Genomic DNA, 14,880 nt, shown 5'->3' with positions numbered 1-14,880 from the left:
AGAAAACAATGAGTGATCAAATAGCTACATTAGGTCAGCTTTTAGATGGTGCGGGTACTCAGTGGCGTGCTTTTGATATTGGCAGGCACATTACTAAGCTTGATAAAAAACAATTTTTAGCTATTGAACAAGCTCAAGTGCCTTACCCTTATCCTCTTGCTGGTCATGCTTGGCTCGCTATTCAATTTTGGGATACTAAAGCCAGTAAAGAACCTTATGTATGGTTTTTAAAGTTTCCACTTGATGAGCAAAGTATGCTTGTAAGTGCTAGTCGCGATCACTTTGCTGATATGGTTATTCAAGCGCTAGGCACTGAAATTACAGGTGAGCAAGCCGATGGAAAACTTGATAATAACCCTTATGTTTTTACACCAAACGCAAATAAATTAGCGGCATTTAACGCCCAAGTAAAAGTACTATTAAAACAGCCTGCGTCACAGTATTACGAGCATGCACAGTTATACTTTAGCGGTAAAATTGGTTTTGATAATTGGCAAAGTGTTGCACTGCAGGGTATTGCCGATTTTGCACTACGCTTAGACAGCGATACAAACTTAAGTAATCTGCAAAAAGCATGGGCGCATTTACCCATTGAAGTACTGCAACCACTCAGTGCCATGCTTGAACACGTTGAAATACCAACATCAATGAGTGAGTTACTTGTTGATTACACGCAGGCCGCAATTAGTAATAACGATACAGTAGCTATAACAGCAGCACTAAGATCTGTTTCAAAAGGTCAAGCTCAAGGGTTATGCGCTCAATTAGTTGATACTGTACTAAGCTCACCAGTGAGGCACGACTCTGACGTGTTACTAACAATAGCTGGGCGGTGTTTTAAGCAATTAGAGAACCCTGAACGCTTACATGTATTTATGGATAATTGCGCACATCATCAAAAAATTGAAGAATTGTTTCCAAGTATTTTTGCTGACTTAGTTGCAATACCGACTATTCGCCCGCATTTATTAGGCTTATTACGTAAAGAAAATCGTAGCGAAACCCTCGCGCGTGCAATTGGAAGGTTATTCTCTTAAATGGCAAGTTTATGGACGTTCATACTTATTGGTAGTGTAATTTACTTATTTTGGCTTAACCGAAAGGTTGCTGAAGCGGCGAACGTTCATGCTAAACGTCAAAGTGAGCAATTGCAGGTGCAGTTGATGAGTGTTGCATGCACAAAACGCCGCTTTGGTTTTTTAAAGAACGGCAAGCCAGGCATCAAAAGTGAATTTGTATTTGAATTTTCAAGCGATGGTGAAAATGCTTATCAAGGTGTGTTAATTATGGAAAATGAGTTTTTGAAAAGTGTGGTTGTTCCACCGCATAAAATATAAAACTGAATATACTTTAAGAGTACTTGTCTTAAGTTGATAAACTTAATTCAACACAAAAAACTAAGGCGTAACTAAAGTTACGCCCCAATTGGACTGCATCCTGCTAGATATCCATTATCTTAAATCCGTATTATCATCCCCTGAACGAGTAAACAACCTTGTTTACCCTCACATTGCATCCTGCAATATCCATAGCCACCTTGGCAAACCCACGAAATCTATCGTTTGGCTACATACTGTAGCATCATCCCTGGTAATCCTTTTAAGTAGCTCCTGCCACTTTTTGCATCCTGCAATATCCATAGCCATCTTGGCAAACCCACGAAATCTATCGTTTAGCTACATCCCGTAGCATCATCCCTGGTAATCCTTTAAAGTAGCTCCTGCCACTTTTGCATCCTGCAATGTCCACTTGCCATCTTGGCCGTCCTGCGTAAACTAACGCTCCTGCTACTTCCTGTAGCGTCATCCGTGATTATCCTAAAGTAACTCCTAGCTACTAAGTGCTTCATGCACTTCCTTATTCTTCCTTGTATCCGTTTTAGCTTGTCCTTTATGCTTCATGCTAGCATCCGCTATGTTGCCTATTCCGTATCCTTGGCAGTAACTCAATCATTGAGCTATGTCGTCTTGACGAAGAGAAGTTTAAAGCAATCAGGGGGGAGAAATAGGACTTAACATTAAATAAATAAACGTCACAAAAATGAAAAATAAAAATAAACTTTAAATAACAATAGCTTGAATGAAAAAAGGCTACTTATCAATAGCCTTTAACTGACAATGCTCACGATAATGTGAGATATATCTCACGACCTTACGTCCGTTTGGGCGCATTGGCTTACATCATAATTTTAAATAGTTGGCTCAATTATTGATTTAAACAGTAACTCGCCCTCTACTTGGTTAAAAGTAAGGTGTTTAAATGCTTCAAACTTTTCGGTTTTAAAAAATTCAGTGTGTTCTCTACGCGTTACAAATACAGCCATCCCCGTTGACTCAGCGTTACATTTAACTAAATCATCAAGCCCTCGTAGTAAGTAACGACCAAACCCTTGCCCATGAAAATGTGGATCTACGGCAATAAAAGCTAAGAAGTAGTAATTGCCTTTCTCTTTAAGGGCATCTCTAATTGTTTGTTCTTTATCTATTAATTGATTTGTTTGTAAGTAGCCCGCACTCAGCATTAATTTTAAACGCCAGTGCCAATAACGCTGCGCTTGTAATTGGCTATTAGATTCAAATACACACGCTACTGCTTTTAATTTATCGTTGCGGTATAAACCAATTAATGGCTGCTTTTCTTGCCAAAAACTACTGAGCTCTTCGCGAATTAATGATCGTAATTTTTTTTCGTATACTGATTTATTTTCGTCATTGTAGCTAAGCATGTTTTGTAATACAGGATCGTCATGATAAGCCTGATAAATTAGGCTTGCTGCAGTGCTAATATCTTCTGCGGCTAAATACTGTACGCTGAACGTATCAGCTGGCGTGGTTACACTCATTGTATTTCCTTTATTATTTTAGCTGTAGACTGTTTAACTTTATACCTAACTATATACCTAAAATTATTAACCGTAAATTCAGCGAGAGTTTAACTAGCTAGGAGTAGAGTTAATCCTTAGAATAAGTTTTCATTCGTTTAAAGGAGCAATATCATGGATACGACTAAACACGACATCAATACACTATTTGCACAGCTTGGATTACCTAATTCTGATGAACAAATAGATGCATTTATTGCCTCACATGAATTAGAAGACACAACACTACTCCAAGAAGCTTCTTTTTGGGATGAGGCACAACAGCACTTTTTAGCTGAATCGCTTGCACAAGACGGTGATTGGAGTGAAGTAATTGACGAGTTAGATGTACGCATTCGTCAAAGTAAGTAATTTTATTTAATGTACCCTCCCTTATTTATTGCTAACATAGCATCTGCGCAGCATTTATATGCTGCGTATTTATTTTATTAAAGAGTTATATATCTAATGAATTCAGTTGTATTTGATGCAATCAAAGCCCTTCTCGATGAAGGTAAAACCCCTACTGTAGCACTAACTAAAAGCCGTTTGGCACAACCGGTTCCAATGCCGATGATTATTGCAGCAGTAAGCCAATATAAAAACAATCCTGATTCAATTAATAACTTCATGAGAAACCCACAGCAGTCAGATAGCACTGAGCTTAAAACAAGTCAATTAGATAGAATTGAGCAAAAACTCGATAAACTTCTTGCACTGCTAGAACAAAAATAATTTGAGACTATAAATGTTCGTTGTTGATTTAACTTTTGATTGCTACCAAGACACCACCCTAGAACAAGCCGAACAAGCAATAAATCGCTTAGTAAATGCACTGCGTTTTAATGGTCAAATAATGGGGGAAGAATTTCCAACCGTTTTAAAAGATGGATTTTTTATTACCCGTGTAATGTGCCCTACTGAAGATGCAATGCACCCGCTAAATAACAGCCCGTTTGTTAAGCACAGTATCGAAAAGTTACATAGTGCGGGGCTACTTGCGCCAAAAGTAAAAGTGATTGGACAAGATATTCACTCCAACGGCGCTGATTGCTGCAAAGAACCATCAAGTTATATTTTATACACAACCTATGTGCATACGTGTAGCCCGCTTTATTGTGGTGATGACTTTTTGCCTGTGCCGTTATTTCGTATTCCGGCAATTGCTAATGGTGACTATAAAACGCTTATAAAATGGCAAGAAGATTGGCAAGCCTGCGATCAAATTCAAATTAATGGCGCAACCCGTTGTGAGTTTCCGGCACTTGAAGAAATATCGAGTATCCAAAGCGACTTATACAGACGCGGAAAAGACATAACAAAGCGAATTAGTTTTTTAACTAAAAAGCCAACCTATTATTATTTATACCGTGTAGGCGGCGTAGATAAAGCGTCTGAACTTGAACGAAAATGCCCTAGCTGCAATGGCGATTGGAAATTACCTGAATCGTGGTTTGGGTTATTCGACTTTAGGTGTGAGCCGTGTGGCTTAGTGTCTAATATATCGTGGGATTTTCAGTAACAACTTTAGTGAGCGCTTATAATCAGCTTAGTGATGACGCTAAGCTGATTTATTAAACACGTTTTAAACCTCTAATGCCTTTAAAAAAGCATTAATGTTAGGTGCAAGTACATGGTGTGTTTTTTTGCCTACGTGCTCTAAACATACTTCACCAGTGTGCACCAATATACTCACTAGCAAATCATCTTGATCTATTAAACCAATAAATACCGTTTCTGGCTGCTTGAGCTTGCGTTTCATTAAAACGTGACCCGTTATATTTTGCTGTAACAAATTAAAGTCTTCTTCGCTCCATGCTTGTAGTAATTCAACCTGATGCCCATCAATATTTGCTGAAATGCTTCCACCGTACATATGCCCATATAGCTCGCTAAGCTCTTTTGGGAAATCAAGCTCAAGTGCGCTGGCTAAATCATTAAGCGAACCTGCAGGTTGCTGACGCGCCCCCTGCCATTGAATGTTACCTTGCTCGTCAACCTCGCCAACTTCACACGGGCTTGGCCATTGCTCGTCGTGCACAATAAGTGGGTACTTTGCGGTATTTTTCAGGGTATTTTCGCTAAATGTTTGATGAAGTTGTTCTATAAGCAATGCAACAGACATACTGTGAAACTCATTTAAATTAGATATAATGTCCCTATTGTAACTATTTAAGAGCAAACATGACAGATTACAGCAATTCTCCAGACCTTAAAGGTAGCGTATTAGGCCAATCTACTGAGTATGTAGACGTGTACACGCCAAGCTTGCTTTTCCCTATTGCGCGCAAACTAAATCGTGATGCTTTAAATATTGACGAAGCAGAGCTTCCATTTAAAGGCCAAGACATTTGGACAGGTTACGAGCTTTCATGGCTAAACAATAAAGGTAAACCGCAAGTTGCCGTAGCCTTATTTACCTTTGAATGCCAAAGCAGCCATATTATTGAGTCAAAGTCGTTTAAACTTTATTTGAATAGCTTTAACCAAACCCGATTTGAAAGCATTGATGTAGTAAAACAGCACTTAATTGATGATTTATCAAACGCGGTTAACAGCCCTGTCAAAGTGACTTTATACAATCCTGATGATTACAATTGCTTACCGTGTACGGCGCTGCCAGGTGAATGTATTGATGACTTAGATATTGAAATTAATAATTACGATATTGATGCTAATTCACTTAAGGCAAAAAGTGATAACGTAGTTACTGAAACGCTCTACAGCCATTTACTTAAGTCGAACTGTTTAATTACCTCCCAGCCTGACTGGGCAAGTGTGATTATACGATACACAGGCGAGCAAATATGTCGCGAATCGTTACTGCGTTACTTAATTTCGTTCAGAACGCATAACGAATTTCATGAGCAGTGTGTTGAGCGTATTTATAGCGATTTAACAACACAACTTAATATTAAAGAGTTAGAGGTTTACGCGCGTTATACTCGTCGCGGCGGGCTTGATATAAACCCGTATCGCTCTACGCATTATAACGATACGCCATTTGCAGTTAAAATTAATCGTCAGTAGTTTATTTTAAACTGAAATATGAGTATTAAAAAAGGAGCCTAGGCTCCTTTTCTATTTGTATATTTAATTAATACCAATTCGCTTAATTAAGTGAGCTATTTTGAGGCTGGGAAAACGTGTTGATAGCTAGGCAAAAAGTTCGCTATTTAGTTGTTCTCGGCAATTGCTCCTGCATTGCTCTACCTTCTGCATCCATGCAGTCGTAAATGAGAATCTTTTAACGCAGGTGACACGTTTAGCCCCGCAAAATGATTAAGTATTATTGCGGATTGGTATAACTTCACGCTTAGTGGGTATAGGCATACCACACACATCAACGTAGTTATGTGCTTTAACAAACCATGGTTCATTACGGTCTTTACGAGCACGGATCAAATCTTTAAACACCGGTGAATTTGTTTTCATTACTTTAAAGATACTTTTATCGCTTTGGACATCGCCAAGCACTTGTATATTCGTAATTGGATTAAATGCTTTACCTTCAATTGGTGTACGCGCTAAACGGTTAAAATGCTCTATCCCTTCTAGCACTCGGCCGAACACCGTAATATTTTTATCAAGATAACGCGGCCCTTGCCCTATCGTTACAAAAAACTCCGTGCTCGCACTATTTATATCGTTATCGCGCGCCATTGCAAACACACCACTGCAGTGTACTTGCCATGTTTGCGTATGTGCTGAATTTTGAGCTACTGCAAAGCCGTTTAAAAAACCGTTAACTGGCGCATATCCGTCGCCATTTAGCTCAGTAATTAAAAGTGGTTTATTTGTTGTTAAATAAAACTCAGCAGGAACTGTTTTATCTGTCGTTTTAATTAACTTTTTACTCGAGCTATCGCCACCTTGCGCTACAAAACCTTCAACAAACCGATAAACGCTAGTATTTTTATAGAACCCTTCTCGCGCTAACTTTTTAATATTTTGAGTGTGCTTTGGGGCAAGCTGTTCATTAAGCTCAATATACGCATCGCCCGTTGGCAGTGTTATCTTTAAAATATTTTGAGCGTCCACTACTCGCCAGTCATTATCTGTTGCACTAGCAATTACCTCACTCGCGCTCAATAAAGGTAGCTCTTGATTAGCAACATCATCACCTAGTTGTTGAGCACAACCGCTCAATAAAGCACTAAGCAGAGCTGGCAATATAATTTTTTTCATCGCTTATATCCTTATAATTATTATAGTTTTGGTTATTCCCAATCAAACTTATATAGCACATCAACATTTTGGTATAGCCCGCTCGTTATTTCTATGTATAACTGTGAAAGTAACTGATAACGCACAGCCACTTCACTGAGCGAATCAAATACACCCACGCTATATTTAACTTGTAAGCTGGGTGCTACGTAACCTGATATTTCTACTTTGGTGCTATCACCACTACCTGATGAGCTTAAACTTACATCTGACAAACCAAAGGTTTCACCTACCTTAGAAACAACCCCTTCGCTGCGGCTAACACCTTGAGAGAGTAATAACTGTGTGAGCATAGCATCGCTTGACGAACTTTCTCCATCGCCTAAAGGTTGGCCATTAAGTAAATATGCGAGTGCTTGAGCTTGATCCATCGCAGGCTCAGAAAATATTTTAAGTGTTGGTTGTTCAACATTACCCGTGAGCGTAACCCCTGCAATGACACCATTTGCAGTCGTATCGGGGTTACGTATTGCTTTAATATTTAAAAATGGTTGTTCAATTGAACCGCTAAAACCGACTTGCCCTGTGCTGATTATTAAATCTTGCCCAAAGGCTAAGTAAGTACCTTCAATTAAGTTAAGCTCACCTGTGGCTATAATTGGTGCACCTTGATTCATTTTTATAGCTAAATCACCCGCAACTTTTGATTCCAAGCCAAACGATTCTACTTTTACATCGTTTTTAACAATCACTTTTAAATCTATGTCGTAATCAAACGGAACTGTTTCGGTGGCCTCGGTTTTTTGATCAACAATAATTTCATCATCGCTAACTTGCACTGCGCCCTCTGGGAGCTCTTCAATCATTATACGACCGTAAGGCACAACTACCTCACCAGCAAGCTTGAGTGCGTTATTAGCCAAGCCTATTTTTAAATCTGGCGATACTTTAAAAGTAACCCCTTGCTGCGCGCGTACATAAAACTGCTCACCAACTACCGCCACATTTACAGCAGGTTGCGCACCTTGCCAATCAACGTCACCGGTGAGATTTATTTTACCGCCCTGGTTGTCGTTTAAGTTGCCTTTTATTGTGGCCGTTGTTTTATCAAACAATACGTTTATATTTGATTTTTGCAGCGCTATAGGTAATTGCTCGCCCTCTAAACTAATATCGCTAACATTAAGCTCTCCATTTAATAAAGGATCTTTTAACGTACCAGCTAACGAGACCTTTCCGCTAATACCACCTTTTAACTGCTCAAGGGTTTCAAGAAATGGTTGTAAGTCTGAAAGGAGTATTTTATCGATGTTAATGGTACCGTTAAGCGCTTGCGTATTTTGTATATCATCGATATTAATTTGTGTATTAATTTTGCCTAATACACTTGATTCTAAATTAGCTTCAAGCTTGCTAATTTGAGAGTCCGAAAACGCACTAATAGTTAGAGTTTCGATTGGTAATTTAAAACGATCTTCTTCCGAGGTAAGCACCGCTTCTAAGTCGCTAGAATCGATATTTGCGCGTAATGTTTTAAGCGTACCGCTTTGCCAATTAAGTGCTACATCGCCAGCTATATTACCGCGAGTACGAATGCTATTAGGTAAAAAATGCTTAAGCTCCTCAAGCGCTAATTTGCTTAGTTTAGCATTTAGCTGACCAAGTTCTTTTGTTTGAGCTAGCGTGTCTATACATAATTCACTTTGCTCAGATGCCCAACAATGCGCGCTTACATTAAAGTCGCTAGTTTGAGTGTTAAACATAATGGCGATATTTTTAGTGTTGCTAAAACTAAGCTTTTTATCGCTAAGCGTTACATTACTAAGCTCGCCATTCCAAGTGGCATTATTAATTTTGCCATTAACTTCAAGCTCTATACTGCCTTGCTCGGCATCTACAGATGCCGTAAGTTGGTGATCTGTTTTATCGCCGCTGGCATCAATTTTAACACTATTAATTTGTTGGTCGGCCACCAGCGCCGAACCAACACTTACCGATACATCGGTTTGCCAATCGGCAGCGGTATCTAACTGCCCTTTTACTGATAATTTATTAATGTTTATTTCATCAAAAATAAAGCGATCGAGTATTAATGCTAAATCAACAGAGGGCGTTAACCTTTCCCCTCTCACTTTTAAATTTGCGTTGCCGTCGGCAGTAAATGGGATATTAGCTTTTTCATCACTTTTTAGCGTTACTTTGCCATCAACTTGCCAAGTATCATCAACTTGCCCGCTTAGTGCTAATTTATTGGTGCCGCTACTTAAATAAAAGCTATCAATATTAGCTTTTAACGTGTTGTCGAGCTTAAAGTTTGAGGCAAATTCTAGTGGCACGTCGTTAAGTAATCCGCTTAACTTTGTATTATTCATTTGTAGCTGCCACTTGTCGTCAGCTGCATTAAACGAGCCTTTAAACTGTCCTGAAATGTCACTGGTAGCGGCATCAGTTAAGTACTGCGCTTTTAAGTTAGCAAGCGTGCCATTAAAGTTAACCAGTATGCCTTTTTGCCAATCAACATTGGCTTTTATAGTTGCACTGCTTTCGTTTGCTTTAATGCTTAGCGCTTGTAAAGTTGCTTTGGTGAGACTGCCTTTTAATTGGGTATTTAAGTCAACAGCTGGGTACGCACCTAATTGGCTATTCCCCTGTAGGCTAAGCTGATAGTCGTCAGCATTACCTTGTGCATTGAGACTTACATTTCGCACTTTAAGCTCATTACTTTGTGCATCAATAAGCCACTGTTTAATTTTGCCATTTAACTCAAACGGATAGTTTTTCTGCTTTAAATTTGCCGTTGCCGTTAAACTAAGCGGATATTGTCCCTGCGTTTCTAAATTTAGGTTTAGGTTTGACAAGTCCCCATTCAACTGCAAATTGGCTTGATGCTCGTCACTTTGTAAAACAACATCCCCTTTTACGGGCAAGTTCCCTGCAAGCTCAGCATTAAGGTGCGTATTAAGCTGCCACTGCTCATACTTTGCTGAGAATGACTCTAAGTTAATAACCGCATCTTCCACACTTAATTGCAGCGAGATGTTTTCAATAACATGTAGGGCTTCGTTTTGCTCAATCGTAATTTTAGCTATTTCAAAGTCTTCAACAATTAAGTCAAGTGGTGAAGTAAATTCTATATTAGGTAATGCGGGTAGGTGCGTTAAAGGCGCTTGAGTATTTTGCGCCGTTTGTGTTTTCGCATCTTGTTCTTGCTCTTTTAAAGCAACAAGTATGGTGGGAATATTCAGGCTTTTAACCGTCAGCTTTGAACCCTCTGCTTTTGCTGAGAGTTTAAAGTTATTAACGCTTACGTTTGCACTTGGATGCTCTAGAGTAAATTTATTGATCGCAATGTTTTTTACAGCAATATTAAAAGGTAAGCTGATTTTTTCAAGCGGCTCTGCCGCGGCTTCTTCTTGTGACTCTGCAGTTTTTGGTAATGTTAAATTTATAGATTTAGCACTTAAGTTATCTATACAAATTCCATCGCACTGCCACCAAAACAAATCAATTTTCAATTGTTGTGCATTAAAGTCCAATCCGTTGCTAGCAAAGCGTACATTAAAGGCATCATTATAAATAAAACGGCCATCTTTAATTTCAATATGTAGTCCATCTACCGCTTTGTTTGCACTATAAGCAATAAATTGATTACCGGGTGCGGTAAATAACAAACAAAATAGTGCAACAACTAACGTGACAAAAATAGCACTTACGGCGGCTGTTATCTTTTTTAATACTGACATTAAATTTCTGGCCCTATGGTAATACTTAAACGTGTGCTTTTACTTTCTTTTGTTAATCCCCAAGCGTGGTCTATGCGCACAGGGCCTACAGGTGTTAAATAGCGAAAACCAAAACCAGCACCTACTTCAAAGTCATCCGAAAAATCATTAGTCGCAGTACCACCATCAACAAATAAAGCTGCTCGCCAATTTCTAGCAAACTGATAGTTGTACTCTATTGTACTGGTTAGTAAGTATTTACCACCGATGAGGTCGCCATCATCATTTTCTGGCGATATTGATTGATATGCAAAGCCACGAACGCTTTGATCACCACCAGCGTAAAAGCGCAGTGAGTAAGGTACGTTTTCAATATCATCAACAAGCATTGCCCCCACATTCGCTTTTAAAAACACCAAGTGGCGGTCAAAATAAGTGCGTAGCCATGCATGTTGCATTTGAACCCTAATCAAATTAGTACTCGAAAGCACATCATCTAAGCCAAACTCAGCAGATATAAGCCACTGCTCTCCCCAATAAGGAGTCGTGCCGCCTTTTGATTTTTTGCGAGCATAGCTAATGCCAGGCATTAACATTTCGGTACTTTCTTCGTCTTCATCACCGATGCGGTAGGTTTCTTGGTCGCGGCGTAAAAATGCAGTACGCACCCACTTATTTTCGGTTAACCATTGGCGCTGTAATTGGCCAGTTAATATTTCGCTGTAGGTATCTTCAGCGAGCTCATCTTCTAATTTATAACCGACAGAAAAGCGCCATAGATCATCGTTAGGATCATCTACAGGTACGGTATAAGCCATTGAAATATTCTGCTGTTTTTCAGAAACATTGAGATTTGTTTCTAAATAATGCCCATTTTCTGTAATCCAAGGCTTCGTCCATTTAAAGCGAACCCTAGGCTCTGTTTCAGTGAAGCCTGCTCCTATTTCAAAACTATTCGCAGGCTTGGATGATACCTCTACTTTAACAGGTACTTGGCCATTTTTACGTGCAACAATATCGGTATAAACACGCACGCTTGCAAAATAAGGAGTGCTTGATAAGTCAAGATTGTAGTCTGCTATTTTTGTTGACTTATAAGGCTGTCCTTGAGTAAAGGGGGCTAAAGAACGTATATATTTTTCAGCTGGGTTATTACTAGCAATTTGTATATCGCCAAACTGATACCTAACTCCGGTATCAATTATGAAAGTAATAACAGCACTATTTTTTTTAAGCGATACTTCTAATTTGCGCGCTGGCCACTTAGCATCAAAGTAACCTAGCTCTAGTAGCATAGATTCTATTTTTTTATGAGCAGAGTCATATTTACCATGATTTAAAACATCACCTTGCTTTAAGTGATTGCTTTTAATCAATGCCTGTAATTGGGTATCGCTTTGACCATCACCGTTTAGCGTAATATTAATTGCTTCTATGCGAGTTGCAGGCCCCCGTTCAACTTTAACAATTAGTTCGCTGTCGTCTTTATCATAAATAACCTCGACGGTCGGGCTATAATAGCCAAGTGCTTTGATGCTATTTTGTACTTGTTTTTGAGCATAACGGCGAAGTGTACGGGTTGGCTTCTCGCCAATTAACTGCTTGAGGTAAAGAGCTACGTTATTTTCTAAATCGCCACTTAACCCTTCAATTTCGTAATCTTCTATGACTTTTTCTGCCGCATAGCTATTTGTCGCAATTAAAGCGCTCACAACACACATGCAACGTAAAAACTTAATAAACAAGTAAATATCCTTACTTTTAATATCTAACAAAAAACTGGTTAATTACCCGCATATTAGCATAGCCATAATGAGCAACACATTAACTTAATAACAATCTAACGCGTAAATTTAACTTTGAATAAATATCAGCATAATTAAAATTAGTACGCGTTAAGACAATATTTTAGTTACAATAGTGCCTACGAATAAAAAATTAATTTTAAATGAGTTTTTAATGCAATTCCCTGATGATGATAACGGCCAACTTTTAGCCGAAATAGCCGCTGCTGGCATTGATTTAAATAAAATGCACCAAGTCGATTTTTTTATTTTATTTGAACAAGAAGCCGATGCTGAAAAATTTGCTAAAGAAATAGTCTCTGATGCATTAGTTCAAAATGCTGAGCTTGAAAAATGTAAAGACACTGGCGTTTGGGAAGTAATCACTCAAGTACAAATGGTGCCAGAGCACACCCTTCTAGGACAAGCAGAGCAATACATTGAAAGTATTGCTAATAGCTTTAATGGATACGGTGATGGCTGGGGATTAATGGACGGTGACGAGGCTTAATCGCCTTTTAGTTCAATGTACTCTATCAGTTAAGCTTAGCGGCTTAACTGATTTGCCTTTCTAAAACCCCCTTTATAGTCAAATAGCTTATCAGCCACTTTCCAACCATACTTTTTGCTTTTTCGTGCAATAACAAAATCCGGTGGTACTAATTCAAATTGTGCGTTTACTACTTGCGCTGCAGTTTTAAAATTAATAGGTGTTTGCCCAAGTCCTACTCGTAGACCAAATTGCTTGTTAAATATAAATTGCCCGCCTTTATTTGCGAGGTTATATACCTCATCGCAACTTGCACCATCTTCATCAAAATACGTTATTTTAATAAGTTCATCTTTAATTTGAGTTACCGATAACCCACTACATCGAAGCACAAGTGCGTCTTTTAAGTTTAATGCATTACGTAACTTATCATCAGGGTCGGCCATTACTGAGCCGCAATCATGACATTTACGTGCAGCAATATCATTTTGGGCACCGCACTGCTCACACTCTTTAAACCTAAAACGATAATCGCACTGCTCTTTATGCCCATCATCATCTTCTAACAGCCCTTTACAGCGCCTGCCAAAGTGCTCTATTACTTTTCCTGCGGAATCAGTTTTACCCCAAAATATATTCGCAAAACCACAGCCAGGACAAAGTACCTGCACAGGTTCATTATCACTATCGCCTTTTTTATCGCCTACTTCTGGGTGAAATAAATTAAAACCATTGCCAGCATAATCTATTACTAAGCAATCCGTTTTTGATTCAGATAGCCTCAATCCTCGCCCCACAATTTGTTGATATAAACTAACTGATTCTGTAGGTCTTAAAATAGCTATAAAGTCGACATGTGGCGCATCAAAGCCGGTTGTTAGTACCGATATATTAACTAGATACTTTAATTGCTTAGTTTTAAATTGCTTAATGATTTTATCGCGCTCAGTGTTTGGCGTATCACCTGTTATAAGTGCACTTTGATGAGCTGGTAGGTAGCTTAATATTTCCTGAGCATGCATTACCGTGGCGGCAAAAACCATAACACCTTCACGCTCTTCACTGTATTGAATTACTTGCTGTAATATAGCTTTCGTTGCGCGCTCACTGTTTTTTAAAAGCGCATTCATATCATCAGTCGTATATTGCCCAAATGCATTACTATCTAAAGATGAAAAATCATAATGGCTAATCGCTGCATCAACTTCGTTTGGCGGCGTTAAATAATTATGTTTGATCATATACCTGAGCGGCAATTCAAAAATACAACTTTTAAACGGGCTTTCTTTAGTCCCTTTAACAAAGCCATGATAATGATGATGGTATATCCACCCCGTTCCTAGCCGATAAGGTGTTGCTGTTAAACCCAATACTTTTAACTGAGGGTTATATTCTTTTAAACTGCTTATTACTTTTCCGTACTGGCTTTTTTTATCCCCATTCACCCTGTGGCATTCATCAATAATAAGTAACGAATAATGCTCATTTAATTTATTTAAATTACGAGAAAGTGATTGCACACTAGCAAAGGTTACTTGATGGTTTAATGACTTTTCTTTTAAACCGGCTGAAAATATACTCGCCTCTAAACCAAAACTTTTATACTTTTGCGAGTTTTGCTCTACCAACTCTTTTACATGAGCAAGTACTAATGTTTTTTGCTTAGCAATACGGGCAAGTTCAGCTATAACAAGGCTTTTACCTGCACCGGTCGGTAGCACAATAACGGCAGGATCATTACTCTTTCTAAAGTGTAAAACGGTTCGTTCTACGGCTTCTTGCTGGTAAGGTCTTAGTTTATAGCTCATGGGAAAACAAATAAGTTTGAGTGAAGAGATTTTAGCAAATAATAGCTGG

The 14,880-nt window shown here is 38.7% G+C and carries 13 protein-coding genes; 7 read left to right on the top strand and 6 right to left on the bottom strand.

Features of this window, described 5'->3' with window-relative positions; all coding sequences use genetic code 11:
• Positions 1-8 precede the first annotated feature (8 nt).
• Positions 9-1,037, top strand: a complete 1,029-nt coding sequence (locus GQR39_RS11515) for a DUF3549 family protein (protein WP_010553683.1) — start codon at positions 9-11, stop codon at positions 1,035-1,037.
• Complete coding sequence (locus GQR39_RS11510; RefSeq protein ID WP_165735684.1) at positions 1,038-1,337, top strand: DUF3301 domain-containing protein; 300 nt, start codon at positions 1,038-1,040, stop codon at positions 1,335-1,337.
• Positions 1,338-2,188: 851 nt separating this feature from the next.
• Here GQR39_RS11510 and GQR39_RS11505 read toward each other — a convergent pair.
• The gene (locus tag GQR39_RS11505) at positions 2,189-2,842 is read right to left on the bottom strand and encodes a GNAT family N-acetyltransferase (RefSeq protein WP_121954064.1); all 654 of its coding nucleotides are present in this window, start codon (positions 2,840-2,842) and stop codon (positions 2,189-2,191) included.
• Positions 2,843-2,995: 153 nt separating this feature from the next.
• Here GQR39_RS11505 and GQR39_RS11500 point away from each other — a divergent pair, with 153 nt between their 5' ends.
• The 3 genes from GQR39_RS11500 to GQR39_RS11490 all read left to right on the top strand — a co-directional run bounded on the left by GQR39_RS11500 (position 2,996) and on the right by GQR39_RS11490 (position 4,382).
• Positions 2,996-3,232 (top strand): DUF2789 domain-containing protein, encoded by a 237-nt coding sequence (locus tag GQR39_RS11500; protein ID WP_002958240.1) that lies wholly within the window; start codon positions 2,996-2,998, stop codon positions 3,230-3,232.
• Between the two features lie 96 nt (positions 3,233-3,328).
• Positions 3,329-3,595: a hypothetical protein gene (locus tag GQR39_RS11495; RefSeq protein ID WP_010553684.1), complete on the top strand. Its 267-nt coding sequence runs from the start codon at positions 3,329-3,331 to the stop codon at positions 3,593-3,595.
• 13 nt (positions 3,596-3,608) lie between these two features.
• The gene (locus tag GQR39_RS11490) at positions 3,609-4,382 is read left to right on the top strand and encodes a Zn-ribbon-containing protein (RefSeq protein WP_002958242.1); all 774 of its coding nucleotides are present in this window, start codon (positions 3,609-3,611) and stop codon (positions 4,380-4,382) included.
• Positions 4,383-4,445: 63 nt separating this feature from the next.
• On the opposite strand, the gene syd is transcribed toward GQR39_RS11490, so the two are convergent.
• A complete protein-coding gene (gene syd / locus GQR39_RS11485; protein WP_165735683.1) occupies positions 4,446-4,985 on the bottom strand; it encodes a SecY-interacting protein in 540 nt (179 codons plus the stop codon).
• 59 nt (positions 4,986-5,044) lie between these two features.
• Here syd and queF point away from each other — a divergent pair, with 59 nt between their 5' ends.
• Positions 5,045-5,890 carry an NADPH-dependent 7-cyano-7-deazaguanine reductase QueF gene (gene queF / locus GQR39_RS11480; RefSeq protein WP_024590784.1) on the top strand — a complete coding sequence of 282 codons (846 nt, stop codon included), beginning with the start codon at positions 5,045-5,047 and terminating at the stop codon, positions 5,888-5,890.
• A gap of 252 nt (positions 5,891-6,142) precedes the next feature.
• Here queF and GQR39_RS11475 read toward each other — a convergent pair whose 3' ends face one another.
• The 3 genes from GQR39_RS11475 to GQR39_RS11465 are packed head-to-tail and all read right to left on the bottom strand — an operon-like array spanning position 6,143 to position 12,494.
• On the bottom strand, positions 6,143-7,048 hold the full coding sequence (locus GQR39_RS11475; protein ID WP_165735682.1) for a peptidylprolyl isomerase: 906 nt from the start codon (positions 7,046-7,048) through the stop codon (positions 6,143-6,145).
• Positions 7,049-7,080: 32 nt separating this feature from the next.
• The gene (locus GQR39_RS11470) at positions 7,081-10,770 is read right to left on the bottom strand and encodes a translocation/assembly module TamB domain-containing protein (protein ID WP_165735681.1); all 3,690 of its coding nucleotides are present in this window, start codon (positions 10,768-10,770) and stop codon (positions 7,081-7,083) included.
• Positions 10,770-12,494 carry an autotransporter assembly complex family protein gene (locus tag GQR39_RS11465; protein ID WP_165735680.1) on the bottom strand — a complete coding sequence of 575 codons (1,725 nt, stop codon included), beginning with the start codon at positions 12,492-12,494 and terminating at the stop codon, positions 10,770-10,772. Before GQR39_RS11465 ends, GQR39_RS11470 begins: the two co-directional genes overlap by 1 nt.
• A gap of 214 nt (positions 12,495-12,708) precedes the next feature.
• Between GQR39_RS11465 and GQR39_RS11460 the strand changes: the two genes are divergently transcribed.
• Positions 12,709-13,044, top strand: coding sequence for a ribonuclease E inhibitor RraB (locus GQR39_RS11460; protein ID WP_007378192.1), 336 nt, complete (start codon positions 12,709-12,711; stop codon positions 13,042-13,044).
• A 35-nt stretch (positions 13,045-13,079) separates the two neighbouring features.
• On the opposite strand, the gene GQR39_RS11455 is transcribed toward GQR39_RS11460, so the two are convergent.
• On the bottom strand, positions 13,080-14,831 hold the full coding sequence (locus GQR39_RS11455; protein ID WP_165735679.1) for a DEAD/DEAH box helicase: 1,752 nt from the start codon (positions 14,829-14,831) through the stop codon (positions 13,080-13,082).
• Positions 14,832-14,880: the final 49 nt, after the last annotated feature.

Source organism: Pseudoalteromonas sp. C8, assembly GCF_011378685.1.
Taxonomy (GTDB): Bacteria; Pseudomonadota; Gammaproteobacteria; order Enterobacterales; family Alteromonadaceae; genus Pseudoalteromonas; species Pseudoalteromonas arctica.
This window is presented reverse-complemented; position numbering and strand designations above follow the sequence as displayed.

Coding starts and splice junctions, on each gene's coding strand:
- GQR39_RS11505 (WP_121954064.1), bottom strand. CDS start 2,842: ATGAGTGTAACCACGCCAGCTGATACGTTCAGCGTACAGTATTTAGCC.
- GQR39_RS11515 (WP_010553683.1), top strand. CDS start 9: ATGAGTGATCAAATAGCTACATTAGGTCAGCTTTTAGATGGTGCGGGT.
- GQR39_RS11495 (WP_010553684.1), top strand. CDS start 3,329: ATGAATTCAGTTGTATTTGATGCAATCAAAGCCCTTCTCGATGAAGGT.
- GQR39_RS11460 (WP_007378192.1), top strand. CDS start 12,709: ATGCAATTCCCTGATGATGATAACGGCCAACTTTTAGCCGAAATAGCC.
- GQR39_RS11455 (WP_165735679.1), bottom strand. CDS start 14,831: ATGAGCTATAAACTAAGACCTTACCAGCAAGAAGCCGTAGAACGAACC.
- syd (WP_165735683.1), bottom strand. CDS start 4,985: ATGTCTGTTGCATTGCTTATAGAACAACTTCATCAAACATTTAGCGAA.
- GQR39_RS11475 (WP_165735682.1), bottom strand. CDS start 7,048: ATGAAAAAAATTATATTGCCAGCTCTGCTTAGTGCTTTATTGAGCGGT.
- queF (WP_024590784.1), top strand. CDS start 5,045: ATGACAGATTACAGCAATTCTCCAGACCTTAAAGGTAGCGTATTAGGC.
- GQR39_RS11510 (WP_165735684.1), top strand. CDS start 1,038: ATGGCAAGTTTATGGACGTTCATACTTATTGGTAGTGTAATTTACTTA.
- GQR39_RS11490 (WP_002958242.1), top strand. CDS start 3,609: ATGTTCGTTGTTGATTTAACTTTTGATTGCTACCAAGACACCACCCTA.
- GQR39_RS11470 (WP_165735681.1), bottom strand. CDS start 10,770: ATGTCAGTATTAAAAAAGATAACAGCCGCCGTAAGTGCTATTTTTGTC.
- GQR39_RS11500 (WP_002958240.1), top strand. CDS start 2,996: ATGGATACGACTAAACACGACATCAATACACTATTTGCACAGCTTGGA.